This window comes from Streptomyces sp. NPDC007945 (genome assembly GCF_042958885.1).
GTDB lineage: Bacteria > Actinomycetota > Actinomycetes > Streptomycetales > Streptomycetaceae > Streptomyces.
On record NZ_JBIBJV010000001.1, the window covers coordinates 321,151 to 334,051 of the forward strand.

11 protein-coding genes are annotated in these 12,901 nt (G+C 72.4%); 5 read left to right on the forward strand and 6 right to left on the reverse strand.

Features of this window, described 5'->3' with window-relative positions:
• Nucleotides 1-39 precede the first annotated feature (39 nt).
• Nucleotides 40-1,392: a class II 3-deoxy-7-phosphoheptulonate synthase gene (locus ACFZCF_RS01480; protein ID WP_388439779.1), complete on the reverse strand. Its 1,353-nt coding sequence runs from the start codon at nucleotides 1,390-1,392 to the stop codon at nucleotides 40-42.
• A gap of 175 nt (nucleotides 1,393-1,567) precedes the next feature.
• On the opposite strand from ACFZCF_RS01480, the gene ACFZCF_RS01485 reads away from it, so the two are divergent.
• From ACFZCF_RS01485 to ACFZCF_RS01495, 3 genes are all read left to right on the forward strand, one after another.
• Nucleotides 1,568-4,390, forward strand: coding sequence for an N-acetylmuramoyl-L-alanine amidase (locus ACFZCF_RS01485; protein WP_388439782.1), 2,823 nt, complete (start codon nucleotides 1,568-1,570; stop codon nucleotides 4,388-4,390).
• 92 nt (nucleotides 4,391-4,482) lie between these two features.
• Complete coding sequence (locus ACFZCF_RS01490) at nucleotides 4,483-4,539, forward strand: trp operon leader peptide (protein ID WP_189850365.1); 57 nt, start codon at nucleotides 4,483-4,485, stop codon at nucleotides 4,537-4,539.
• Nucleotides 4,540-4,649: 110 nt separating this feature from the next.
• Nucleotides 4,650-6,524, forward strand: a complete 1,875-nt coding sequence (locus tag ACFZCF_RS01495; protein WP_391283860.1) for a chorismate-binding protein — start codon at nucleotides 4,650-4,652, stop codon at nucleotides 6,522-6,524.
• On the opposite strand, the gene ACFZCF_RS01500 is transcribed toward ACFZCF_RS01495, so the two are convergent.
• From ACFZCF_RS01500 to ACFZCF_RS01515, 4 genes are all read right to left on the reverse strand, one after another.
• On the reverse strand, nucleotides 6,521-7,522 hold the full coding sequence (locus ACFZCF_RS01500) for an NAD(P)-dependent oxidoreductase (protein ID WP_391283862.1): 1,002 nt from the start codon (nucleotides 7,520-7,522) through the stop codon (nucleotides 6,521-6,523). The genes ACFZCF_RS01495 and ACFZCF_RS01500 overlap by 4 nt on opposite strands.
• 87 nt (nucleotides 7,523-7,609) lie before the next feature.
• Nucleotides 7,610-8,257, reverse strand: a complete 648-nt coding sequence (locus ACFZCF_RS01505; RefSeq protein ID WP_360600811.1) for a response regulator transcription factor — start codon at nucleotides 8,255-8,257, stop codon at nucleotides 7,610-7,612.
• Nucleotides 8,258-8,301: 44 nt separating this feature from the next.
• Nucleotides 8,302-9,531 carry a MacS family sensor histidine kinase gene (macS, locus tag ACFZCF_RS01510; RefSeq protein WP_391283864.1) on the reverse strand — a complete coding sequence of 410 codons (1,230 nt, stop codon included), beginning with the start codon at nucleotides 9,529-9,531 and terminating at the stop codon, nucleotides 8,302-8,304.
• A 37-nt stretch (nucleotides 9,532-9,568) separates the two neighbouring features.
• A complete protein-coding gene (locus tag ACFZCF_RS01515; protein ID WP_388441733.1) occupies nucleotides 9,569-10,300 on the reverse strand; it encodes a lysophospholipid acyltransferase family protein in 732 nt (243 codons plus the stop codon).
• A 192-nt stretch (nucleotides 10,301-10,492) separates the two neighbouring features.
• Between ACFZCF_RS01515 and ACFZCF_RS01520 the strand changes: the two genes are divergently transcribed.
• Nucleotides 10,493-11,275 carry an alpha/beta fold hydrolase gene (locus ACFZCF_RS01520; protein WP_391283867.1) on the forward strand — a complete coding sequence of 261 codons (783 nt, stop codon included), beginning with the start codon at nucleotides 10,493-10,495 and terminating at the stop codon, nucleotides 11,273-11,275.
• A complete protein-coding gene (locus ACFZCF_RS01525) occupies nucleotides 11,268-11,930 on the forward strand; it encodes a hypothetical protein (protein ID WP_388439795.1) in 663 nt (220 codons plus the stop codon). The genes ACFZCF_RS01520 and ACFZCF_RS01525 overlap by 8 nt, the downstream gene beginning before the upstream one ends.
• 179 nt (nucleotides 11,931-12,109) lie before the next feature.
• On the opposite strand, the gene ACFZCF_RS01530 is transcribed toward ACFZCF_RS01525, so the two are convergent.
• A complete protein-coding gene (locus tag ACFZCF_RS01530) occupies nucleotides 12,110-12,865 on the reverse strand; it encodes an endonuclease/exonuclease/phosphatase family protein (RefSeq protein WP_388439797.1) in 756 nt (251 codons plus the stop codon).
• Nucleotides 12,866-12,901 lie beyond the last annotated feature (36 nt).

Consider the following 12,901-nt stretch of genomic DNA (forward strand, 5'->3'; position numbering starts at 1 on the left):
GATCACAAGGATCCGCGCCCCATCGTCGTAGGTATCTACTTACTGATCGCGGTACATCTCGGCCACGAGGAACGCCAGGTCGAGCGACTGGCTCCGGTTGAGGCGCGGGTCGCAGGCCGTCTCGTAGCGCTGGTGCAGGTCGTCGACGAAGATCTCGTCGCCGCCGCCCACGCACTCGGTGACGTCGTCACCGGTGAGCTCGACGTGGATGCCGCCCGGGTGGGTGCCCAGCGCCTTGTGGACCTCGAAGAAGCCCTTCACCTCGTCGAGCACGTCGTCGAAGCGGCGGGTCTTGTGGCCCGAGGCCGCCTCGAAGGTGTTGCCGTGCATCGGGTCGGTCACCCAGGCGACGGTGGCGCCCGAGGCGGTGACCTTCTCGACCAGCTCGGGGAGCTTGTCCCGGACCTTGTCGGCGCCCATGCGGACGATGAAGGTCAGCCGGCCCGGCTCGCGGTCAGGGTCGAGGCGCTCGATGTACGTCAGCGCCTCCTCCGGAGTCGTCGTCGGGCCCAGCTTGATGCCGATCGGGTTCGCGATCTGCGAGGCGAACTCGACGTGGGCGTGATCCAGCTGGCGGGTGCGCTCGCCGATCCACACCATGTGGCCGGAGGTGTCGTACAGCTTGCCGGTGCGGGAGTCCGTCCGCGTGAGGGCGCCCTCGTAGTCGAGGAGCAGCGCCTCGTGCGAGGCGTAGAACTCCACCGCCTTGAACTCGGCCGGGTCGGTGCCGCAGGCCTTCATGAAGTTCAGCGCGTTGTCGATCTCGCGCGCCAGCTGCTCGTAGCGCTGGCCGGACGGGGACGACTTCACGAAGTCCTGGTTCCAGGCGTGCACCTGGCGCAGGTCGGCGTAGCCACCGGTGGTGAAGGCGCGGACCAGGTTGAGCGTGGAGGCGGAGGCGTTGTACATCCGCTTCAGGCGCTCGGGGTCCGGGACGCGGGCCTTCTCGTTGAAGTCGAAGCCGTTGACGGAGTCGCCCCGGTAGGTGGGGAGCGTCACACCGTCACGGGTCTCGGTGCCCTTGGAGCGGGGCTTGGAGTACTGCCCGGCGATGCGGCCCACCTTCACGACGGGCACGGAGGCCGCGTACGTCAGGACGGCGCTCATCTGGAGCAGGGTCTTCAGCTTGGCCCGGATGTGGTCGGCGGACACCGCGTCGAACGCCTCGGCGCAGTCGCCGCCCTGGAGCAGGAACGCCTCGCCACGGGCGACGGCTCCCATGCGGGCGCGCAGCTGGTCGCACTCGCCGGCGAAGACGAGCGGAGGATACGACTCGAGGTCCGCGATCACATCGCGCAGAGCCTCGGCATCGGGGTACTCGGGCTGCTGCGCCGCGGGCAGGTCTCGCCAGGTCGCCTTGGCGACGGCGTGGGATTCGGCGTTCACGGTCACGCCGTCCACAGTACGGGGTTCTTCGTCCTGTCCTGTCCCCTGCCCAGTGGCTGAGACACGAGCCCCCTTTGTCTGGACGCGATCTTCACGCCATCGGGTGGTGTTACCCTCACCCGCGTTTGGCAAACGAGCAAACCTGCTCGCCAAGTAAACAGCTGACACACCAGGGGTGGGCGTGACCCAGAGGCACCGCAGGGACCGCAAGAAGAAACGACTCTTGTACGGAGCGGCGGCCGCGGTCGTCGCCACGGCCACGATCGGCACCCTCGCGGTCGCCTCGCCGAGCCTCCTCGGCTCGACCGGCGACGCGAAGCCCGGCGGCACGGCCACCCTCCAGGAACAGTTCGCGGCGGCGGCGGCCGAGTTCGACGTCCCGCAGAGCGTGCTGATGGCGGTGTCGTACCGCCAGACCCGGTGGGAGTCCCACGACGGGCTGCCGAGCACGACCGGCGCGTACAACGTGATGGGCCTGACGGACGTCGACGCCGAGGACATCGAGCTGCCCTCCGACGAGGAGCGCCTCGCGCACCTGAACGCGAGCGGCAAGGCCGAGATCGAGAAGACCTTCGACGAGGCCAAGGCGCTGGCGTCGCCGCCGGAGACCGTCGACACCGACGACCCTCGGCTGCACACCCTGGACAAGGCCGCCGGGCTGATCGGCAGCTCCACCGAGGCCGTCCAGAACGACACCGCCGCCTCCATCCGCGCCGGTGCCGCACTGCTCGCCGAGTACCAGAAGCAGGCGGGCGCGGAGCTCTCCGACGACCCGGGTGCCTGGTACCCGGCCGTGGCGCGCTACAGCCAGTCGCCGAACCGGAAGAGCGCCGACCTCTTCGCGAAGCGCGTCTTCGAGTCGATCCGGACGGGTGAGCGCGCGCTCACCGCGGACGGCGAGTCGGTCGCCCTCTCGGCGGACCCGGCGGTCGAGCCGGTCAAGCCGTCGAACGTGCCGCTGGCCACCGACTTCGCGAGCACCACGGCGCTCCCGACCCCCGAATGTCCGCCCACCGGCCTCGTCTGCGACTTCCGCCCCGCCGAGGTCCCGAGCACCGGGCAGCGGAACTACACCCTCGCCGATCGCGCCAAGGGCACGCAGCTGGACATCCGCCGGATCGTCATCCACGACACCGAGGGCAGCTACGAGGGCACCATCGCGGAGTTCCAGAAGCCGACCGCCAAGGGCAGCGCCCACTACCTGATCCGCGCGAGCGACGGTCTGGTGACCCAGATGGTCGAGAACAAGAACATCGCGTGGCACGCGGGCAACTGGTCCGACAACATGCACGACATCGGCGTCGAGCACGAGGGCTTCGCCATCAGGGAGGGCTACTGGTACACCGAGCCCCAGTACGAGTCCTCCGCCAAGCTGGTGAAGTACCTCGCGAACCAGTACGGGATCCCGCTGGACCGCGAGCACATCATCGGTCACGACGAGGTCGCGGGCCACGTCAACGCCAAGGTCGCGGGGATGCACTGGGACGCCGGTCCGTTCTGGGACTGGAACCACTACATGTCCCTCCTCGGCGCGCCGACCGGTGCCGGCGGCGCCGGCGGTCTGCTCCAGCCCGGCCAGCTGGTCCGCGTCGTCCCGCCGTTCACCTCCGCGAACCAGCAGGCGATGAAGTACAGGGAGCAGCTCCCCGACGAGACGGTGGTCACCAAGACGACCGCCCCGCTTCCGGTGAACTTCGGCTACCTGTACTCGGAGCCCGTGGCCGACCAGACCAAGGCGCTGACCGATCCGTACTTCTCGGACGGCTGGCAGTACGGTTCCAACTGGGCGAACAAGGTCCCGGCCGGCGGCACCTACGTCGTCGCCGAGGCCCGGATCAACTGGACCGCCATCTGGTACCGCGGTCAGAAGGCCTGGTTCCACAACCCGGGCGGCCAGTACACGTCCGTCGTCAAGGACAGCGCGCAGCGGGTCCTCAAGCCCGCCCCCGGCAAGACCCCGCTGATCTACGGGCGGGCCTACCCGGAGAGCTCCGCCTACCCCGGCACCAACGGTGTCACCGCCCCGACGGACAACCCCAACTACCTGTCGAAGTACTCCTTCGGCACGGGCGCCGCGTACGTCAAGGCCGGCCCGGCGGTGAAGGGCGACGACTACTTCGGCTCCGCACAGACGAACGTCGTCGGCACCGACACGTACATCCCGATCCGCTACAACCACCGCATGGCGTGGGTGAAGGCCTCGGACGTCGTCGAGTCCCCCGCGGCCCCGGCGGTGGACGCCACGAACCGCAACAACATCATCGCCCGCGACGCCGCCGGTGTGCTCTGGCAGTACCAGGGGTCCGGCAACCCGGCCGCGCCGTTCCTGACCAAGTACCGGGTCGGTGCCGGATGGCAGGCCTACAACGCCCTCACCGCGATGACGGAGCTGCGGGCCGACGGTACCGGTGACGCGGTCGCCCGGGACAAGGACGGCGTGCTCTGGTACTACAAGGGCTCCGGGAACCCGAACACTCCGTTCAAGACCCGGCTCCGGGTCGGCGCCGGGTGGCAGGTCTACGACAAGATCCTCGGTGCGCGGGACATGAACGCCGACGGCCGGCCGGACCTGATCGCCCGCGACAGGACCGGCGTCCTGTGGCTGTACCAGAACACCGGCGCCTCCCCGAACCCGTTCGCGACCCGCGTCAAGGTCGGCGGCGGCTGGCAGGTCTACAACGAGCTGATCAGCACCGGCGACATGAACGGTGACGGCCGACCGGACCTGATCGCCCGCGACAAGACCGGCGTGCTGTGGTTCTACAAGAACACCGGCGGCCACCCCAACCCCTACGCCACGAAGGCGCAGGTCGGCGGCGGCTGGCAGGCCTACAACGTGATGGTCGGCCCGGGTGACCTGAACAAGGACGGCAAGCCGGACCTGATCGCCCGCGACGCCTCCGGCGTGCTGTGGTTCTACAAGAACACCGGCGGCTACCCCAACCCCTACGCCCCCAAGGCGCAGGTCGGCGGTGGCTGGCAGGGCTTCAACCTGATCGTCTGATCCGGTCGCGCCCGACGGACGGGGCCCGTTCCACGCCTTCCACGGTGTGGAACGGGCCCCGTCCCCGCGTCCGGCTGGGTTACAGTGCTCGCATGTACGCGCCTTCGACCCAGAACTGGTGGTGGACCGTCCCTCCGGCGGCCCACTGACTGCGCGTACCCGAAGACCACGCGAAGGCCGCCCGAGGGGCGGCCTTTCTCGTATCCGCGAGGCCGTTCCTCTCCGCTCTCCGTACTCCGACCGGAAGGAACCCACTGCCATGGACTTCGACGTCTCCCGCCTCCTCGACGACTCCGCCCCGCCCTTCGCCCTGCTGCGCCGCCGCACCCCCGGCCGTGACCACGACACCGTCGAGGTGCTGATCGGCGCCGTGCACGAGGCGGAGCGGCTGGCCGACCTCCCGGTGGGCGAGCGGCCCGCGCTCGCGCTGGTGCCGTTCCGGCAGATCCGGGAGCGCGGCTTCGACGTGCGGGACGACGGGACGCCGCTGTCGGTGCTGGTCGCCGAGGAGACGTACGAGCTGCCGCTCGCCGCGGTGCTCGACGCGCTGCCGGCCCACCGGGTCGAGGTCTCCGGCGGGGCCTTCGACGTCTCCGACGAGGAGTACGCGGCGACCGTGCGGCGGGTGATCGAGGAGGAGATCGGCGGCGGCGAGGGCGCGAACTTCGTCATCCGGCGGACGTACACCGGCGAGATCCCGGGCTTCGGGCGGGCCGACGCGCTGGCGCTGTTCCGGCGGCTGCTGGTGGGCGAGCGGGGGGCGTACTGGACCTTCGTCGTGCACACCGGGGAGCGGACGCTCGTCGGGGCCAGCCCGGAGGTGCACGTCCGGATGGCGGGCGGGACCGTGGTCATGAACCCGATCAGCGGCACGTACCGCTACCCGGACGGGGTCGCGCCGACCGCCGAGGGGCTGCTGGGCTTCCTCGCCGACCGCAAGGAGACCGAGGAGCTCTCCATGGTGGTCGACGAGGAGCTGAAGATGATGTGCACGGTCGGGGACATGGGCGGGGTGGTGATCGGCCCCCGGCTGAAGGAGATGGCGCACCTCGCGCACACCGAGTACGAGCTGCGCGGCCGGTCCTCCCTCGACGTGCGGGAGGTGCTGCGGGAGACGATGTTCGCGGCGACCGTGACGGGCTCCCCGGTGCAGAACGCCTGCCGGGTCATCGAGCGTCACGAGGCCGGCGGGCGCGGCTACTACGCGGGGGCGCTGGCGCTGCTCGGCACGGACGGCGGCGGGGCGCAGACGCTGGACTCGCCCATCCTGATCCGGACCGCCGACATCGCGGCCGACGGGCGGCTGCGGGTGCCGGTGGGGGCGACCCTGGTGCGGCACTCGGACCCGGCGGGCGAGGTCGCGGAGACCCACGCGAAGGCGGCGGCGGTCCTGGCGGCGCTGGGGGTGCGGGAGGGGCGTCCGGCGGACGGCTCCCCCGCCCGGCCGCGGCTGGCGGACGATCCGCGGGTGCGGGCCGCGCTGGACGCCCGGCGGGCGGACCTGGCGCCGTTCTGGCTGCGCATGCAGACCCGGTCGGCGGAGCTCTCGGGGCACGCGCTCGTGGTCGACGCGGAGGACACCTTCACCGCGATGCTGGCGCACCTGCTGCGCTCCTCGGGCCTGGAGGTGTCGGTGCTGCGGTACGACGAGCCGGGGCTGCGGGAGCTGGCGCTCGCCCATGAGGGCCCGGTGGTCCTCGGCCCCGGCCCGGGCGACCCGATGGACGCGGCCGACCCGAAGATGCGGTTCCTGCGCGGGCTCACCGCCGAGCTGCTGCGCGGCCACCGGCACGGCCTCCTCGGCGTGTGCCTGGGGCACGAGCTGATCGCGGCGGAGCTGGGCCTGGACATCGCGCGGAAGCGGACCCCGTTCCAGGGCGCGCAGGTGCGGATCGACCTGTTCGGCCAGGAGCGGACGGTCGGCTTCTACAACAGCTTCACGGCGCGCTGCGACGAGCGGGAGGCGACGGAGCTGGCGCTGCACCGGATCGAGGTGAGCCGGGACGCGGAGACGGACGAGGTGCACGCGCTGCGCGGCCCCGGTTTCGCGGGCGTGCAGTTCCACCCGGAGTCCGTGCTGTCGCTGGAGGGCGCCTCGGTGACGGCCTCGCTCCTCGCCGGGGTGCTGGTCTAGGAGGCGGCCCGCGGGACCAGGACGTTCTCGCCGCGCCGGCCCCGGGTGTAGTCGAGGACGTTCTGGAGGGTGGTGTCGATGATCTGGCCGACCGCGTCCTCGGTGTAGTAGGCCTGGTGGCTCGTCACCACCACGTTCGGGAAGGTGACGAGGCGGGCGAGGGTGTCGTCCTCGACGCCCGCGAGGGACTTGTCGAGGAAGAAGAGGCCGGCCTCGGCCTCGTAGACGTCGAGGCCGACGCCGGCGAAGCGGCCGGCGCGGAGTTCGGTGACGAGGGCCTCGGTGTCGACGAGGCCGCCCCGGCTGGAGTTGACCAGGATCGCGTCGTCCTTCATGGACGTGAGGGCGCCGGCGTCGATGAGGTGGTGGGTGGCCGGCAGCAGCGGCACGTGGAGGCTGACGAGGTCGGCCTCGGCGAGGAGCCGGTCCTTCTCGACGTACTCCATGCCGAGGGCGACGCAGGCGGGGTTCTCGGCGACGTCCCAGCCGAGCAGCCGCATGCCGAAGCCGTGGGCGATCCGGGCGAAGGCCTCGCCGATCTTCCCGGTGCCGAGGACGCCGGCGGTACGGCCGCGCAGGTCGCGGCCCATCAGCCCGTCGAGCCGGAAGTCGAAGTCGCGGGTGCGGTTGGAGGCGCGGACGATCCGCCGGTTGACGGCCATGGCGAGGGTCCAGGCGAACTCGGCGACGGAGTAGGGGGAGTAGTACGAGACCCGGGCGACGGTGAGGCCGAGGCGCTCGGCGACCTCCAGGTCGATGTTGTTGAAGCCGGTGGAGCGCTGGGCGATCATCTGGGTGCCGCCGGCCGCCAGGGTCTGCAGGACCCGGTGGTCGAGGATCGCGTTGACGCTGGTGGAGATGACCTCGTAGCCGGTCGCGATGGGGGCGGTGTCCTCGGTGAGGAAGACGTCAAGGCAGCGGACGTCGTGGTGGCCCTCGAACGCCTTCTCGATCAGTGGCTTCTCGTCCGCCTGCACGCCGAATGCCAGGATCTCCACGACAGTCCTCTCGCCGAAAGGCCGCATATGCGCCCGAATATACGGCCGGGTCCGGCGCCGCGCTCGGCCACGCGGCCACCCCGCGGGTCAGCCCTCGTCGAGGCCGCGCTCGATCGCGTACCGGACCAGCTCGACGCGGTTGTGCAGCTGGAGCTTGCCGAGGGTGTTCTGGACGTGGTTCTGCACGGTGCGGTGCGAGATGACGAGCCGCTCGGCGATCTGCTTGTAGCTGAGGCCCTTGGCGACGAGCCGGAGGACCTCGGTCTCGCGGTCGGTGAGGCGCGGCGCCTCGGGCTCCCCGGCGCCCGCCGCGGGCGCGGGCTCGGAGGCGAGGCGGCGGTACTCGCCGAGGACCAGGCCGGCGAGGCCCGGGGTGAAGACGGGGTCGCCGACGGCGGTGCGACGGACCGCGTCGATCAGCTCCTCGGCGCCCGCCGACTTCAGCAGGTAGCCGGTGGCACCGGACTTCACCGCCTCCAGGACGTCGGCGTGCTCGCCGCTCGCCGACAGGACCAGGACCCGCAGGCCGGGCAGCGAGCCGACGAGTTCCTTGCAGACCTGGACGCCCGGCTTGGCCGGCAGGTTCAGGTCGAGGACGAGGACGTCGGGGGCGACGGCCGGGGCGCGGCGGACGGCCTGCTCGCCGTCGCCGGCGGTGGCGACCACGTCGAAGCCCGCCTCGGCCAGGTCGCGGGCGACCGCGTCCCGCCACATGGGGTGGTCGTCGACGACCATCACCCTGATGGTGCGGTCCTGCTCCGCCGGGCTCTGCGCCTCGTTCACTTCTCTCCTGCCTTCCCCCGTGCGTCCCGCGCGGGTCGCGGGACCTTCAGTTCGACTTCGGTGCCCTGGCCGGGGACCGAGACCAGCTCGGCCGTGCCGCCCAGGTCGCGCAGGCGCCCCCGGATGGACAGCGCGACGCCCATCCGGCCCTCGCCCTCCGCCTCGGCGAGCCGGCCCTCCGGGATGCCGGGGCCGTCGTCCCTGACGGTGACGATGACCTCGTCGTCCCAGTCCTCGACCAGGATCCACGCGCGCGCGTCCGCGCCCGCGTGGACCCGCACATTGTCCAGGGCGGCGCCGACGGCGGCGGCCAGTTCGCGGGCGGCCGCGGCGGGCAGCGGCACGGGGACCCCGGGGTCGGAGAGGGTGACCCGGGCGCCGGCCCGCGGGGCGAGCAGGGCGCGCAGGTCGACCGGGGTGTCGTCGGCGGGCTCGTCGTCGACCTCGACGACCCGGACGACCGCTCCCTCGGACTCGTCCTCGGAGACGTGGCTGGCACGGGTGAGACCGCCGGCGACCAGGGTCCGCAGGGCGACCTCCTGCTCGCCGGCCATCCGGCCCAGCTCGGCGGCCTCCCCGCCGAGGGCGGTGCCGCGGCGCTGCACCATCGCGAGGACCTGGAGGACGCTGTCGTGGATGTCGCGGGCGAGCCGCTCCCGCTCCCGGGTGGCGGCCTCGATCTCCAGGGCGCGGGCGAGGGTGCGCTCGGAGGCGCGGGCGACCTCGACGACGTATCCGATGGCGATGGAGGCCACCCAGACCAGGATGACGTTGTGGACGGTGTCCCGGCTGGGGTGGCCCCGCTCGATGATGTTGGCGACGGCGACGAGGGAGGAGGCGAGGCCCGCCCAGCGCCAGCCGCCCTTGATGGCGTAGGCGAGGACCGAGCCGGCCGTCCATATCGTCGGCAGCGTGGGGCCGTCCACGGACTGGGCGTGGGCGTCGGCGAGCGGGGTGAGGAGGATGCCGGTGAGGGCGAGGGTGAGGTCGGCGACGAGGAAGCGCTTGGTGCAGCTGGCCGCGTTCGCCACCTTGGGGAGGGTGGCGAGGGTCCAGACGCAGAGCACCGCGAGGTAGCCGACGGCGATCCAGGGCCGCTCGTAGCGGTCCCGGCCGGTGGCGAAGATCAGCACCGCGTAGACCATCGTCAGGACCCGGTAGCCGGTCAACGCACGCCACAGCGGCTGCTCCACCGACATGCGCACGACACGCTCGCGCTTGGCCATCTCCCCCACCCCCCGCCGGCGCTCCCTCGCGGGAGGGTCAGGCGCCGGACTCTTCCCGTGCGGCGATCTCCGCCTTCACGGCCTCCTTGGCGGCCTTCTCGGCCTCCGCGATCTGCCGCTTGGCGGCGGTCGCGTAGATGTCGACGTACTCCTGCCCGGAGAGCTTCATGATCTCGTACATGACCTCGTCGGTCACCGAGCGCAGGATGAAGCGGTCGCCGTCCATGCCGTGGTAGCGGGAGAAGTCCAGCGGCTCGCCGATCCTGATGCCGGGGCGCATCAGCTTCGGGACGACCTTGCCGGGCGGCTGGATCTTCTCGGTGTCGATCATGGCGACCGGGATGACCGGGGCGCCGGTGGCCAGCGCCACCCGGGCCAGGCCGCCGGGCTTGCCGCGGTAGAGCCGGCCGTCGGGCGAGCGGGTGCCCTCGGGGTAGATGCCGAAGAGGCCGCCGCCCTCGATGACCTCGATGCCGGCCTTGATGGCGGCCTCGCCGGCGCCGCGGGCGCCCGAGCGGTCCACCGGGAGCTGGCCGACGCCCTTGAAGAAGGCGGCGGTCAGCCGGCCCTTCAGGCCCGGCGTGGTGAAGTACTCCGCCTTCGCGATGAAGGTGACCTTGCGGTCCAGGACCGCCGGGAGGAAGAAGGAGTCCGAGAAGGACAGGTGGTTGCTGGCGAGGATCGCGGGGCCCTCGGCGGGGATGTTCTCCAGGCCCTCCACCCAGGGCCGGAAGGCAAGCTTCAGGGAGCCTCCGATGGAGAACTTCATTGCGCCGTAGATCAACTCGCCATGCCTTCCGTGTGCCGTCGTGACGACTTTATCCCGTACCGACGTGCCGCCCCCGCTGCGGCCCTGGTCGGTGTCGGTCCGGTCGCGTACCGTGAAGGTCCCTTCCCCCATTCTCCGCACCGGTTCCGGCGCCCCGGCGCACCGGAGCCGCAAACCGAACAGGAGACCCCGGTGCCGGTCCTTCCCGGAGCCGAGCCGTACCGCCATGACGGCGGAGAGGTCGGCGTCCTTCTCTGTCACGGATTCACCGGTTCCCCGCAGTCGATGCGCCCGTGGGCCGAGTACCTCGCGGACCGCGGCCTGACGGTGTCCGTGCCGCTGCTGCCCGGGCACGGCACGCGCTGGCAGGACATGCAGCTCACCACCTGGCACGACTGGTACGCGGAGGTGGACCGGGCGCTGCGCGAACTGACCGCCCGCTGCTCCACCGTCTTCGTCTTCGGCCTCTCCATGGGCGGGGCGCTGACCCTGCGGCTCGCCGCCCGCCACGGCGACGCGGTCCGCGGCCTCGTGCTCGTCAACCCGGGCAACAAGGTGCACGGCCTCGCCGCGCACGCCCTGCCCGTGGTGCGGCACCTGGTGCCCACGACGAAGGGCATCGCCAGCGACATCGCGAAGGAGGGCGTGACCGAGATCGGCTACACCCGGGTGCCGCTGCACGCGGCGTACTCGCTGCGCCGATTCTTCCGGCTGGTCGACGGCGAGCTGCCGCAGGTCACGCAGCCGCTCCTGCTGCTGCACAGCCCGCGGGACCACGTGGTCCCGCCGGCCGACTCGGCCCGGATCCTCAGCCGGGTCTCCTCCACCGACGTGACGGAGATCCTGCTGGAACAGAGTTACCACGTCGCGACGTTGGACCATGACGCGGAGAGGATCTTCGAGGAGAGTCTGGCGTTCGTCGAGCGTCTCGCCCCGGGACTCGTGGGCGGGAAGGGAAGCAGGAGCGGTGGCTGACCAGCAGGACGGTGGCGAGCGGGAGCCGCAGCCCATCGACGAGGAGGCGGCGTGGGCCGCGATCGTCGCGGGGTACGGCGAGGAGCCCGCGGATCCGCCGGGGACCCGGCCCTACCGGCCGATCGAGAACCTGCGGCTCCCGGAGCCGGAGGAGCTCGACGCCCGCGAGGCCCTGGCGGCCTCCGCCTCGGGCGCGGACGTGCCGAAGCCGGACAAGACCCGGCGGGAGCCGGTCGCGGCGGAGCCGGAGGACGACGGGGGCGACGCCGGGGACGGCCCCGGTGACGTCAAGCCGGCCCTCGGAAGCTCGATCACCTTCGCGCCGGGGGTGCGCCCGAGCGCCGGGCCGCGCGACTACAGCCCGCCCGAGCCCGAGGAGGGACCCGGGAGCTCGGACGAGGGCCACTTCGTGCCGCCGGAGCCCCCGCCGCTCCCCGAGGCCGACACCACCACCAAGTTCGCCTGGCTCGCGGTGGTCGGCGGCCCGGTCCTGATGCTCCTCGCGGTCCTCTTCCGCTGGGACATGACCTGGTGGCTCACCACCCTGTCCGTCGGCGGCTTCCTGGGCGGCTTCGTGACCCTGGTGGCCCGCATGAAGGGCGACGACGAGGACGACGACGGCTACGACGACCCGGGCCGCGGCGCGGTGGTGTGACCCGCGCACCGGGCCTCGGGCCGCCGGGTCCGACGGCGCCCGGAGCCTGACCGCCGCCGGCACCGGAAGGCGGGCTGTGCCGCCCGACGCCGCCCTCGCACCACTCGGCGCCGGAGCGCCTCCCGGGCCTCGGCCGGCCGCGGCGGACTCCGCCCGCCGGTCGCGGCCCGGGCCGGTCGTCAGGCCCGCGCCCGGAGCCTGACCGCCGCCAGCACCGGAAGGTGATCGGTGGCGGCGGTCAGGTCGGTGGCGGGGATCCCGGTGGGGACGCCGCAGCCGAGGAACTCCACGGCGGGCGTCGCCAGGATCGCGTCGATGCGCTGGTGCGGGCGCTCGGCGGGGTGGGTGTGCTCGGTGCCCCGCGGGGCCGTCGTCCAGCCGTCCCGGAGGGTCGCGGTGAGCCGGGTGTGGGCCGGCCCGCCGGGGCGTTCGTTGAGGTCGCCGGCGACGATCGTGTACGGGGTGTCCAGGGCGGCGACCCGGTCGAGGACCAGACCGGCCTGGGCGTACCGCTCGTCCTTCCGCAGGCTCAGGTGGCAGCTGACGAGGCCGAGCCGGGCGGCCCCGAAGCGGACGACGGCGGTGGCGAGGCCGCGCCGGTGGAGGCCGGGGGTGAGCGGCAGCAGCACGTCCTCGGTGCGTTCCACGGTGGCGCGCAGCGAGCAGAGCAGCAGCGGTCCCGCGGCGGTCGCGCCGCCGGAGAGCACGACCAGTCCGCTCCTGGCGGCGAGCCGGGCCGCGTGCTTGCGCCAGCGGAAGAAGCGCGGCGCCTCCTGGACGAGGGCGACGTCGGGCGCGCAGGCCCGGATCACCCGGGCGAGGGCGTCCTCGTCGTCGCGCATCGAGCGGATGTTGTAGCTGAGGATCCGGACCACGGCGGAGCCGTCCGGCTCGGTACGGGAGGCCGGCAGCGCGCCGGTCGCGTCGGGGGCCATGGCCCCAACATAAGGCGGATGCCCGCCCCGCCCCGG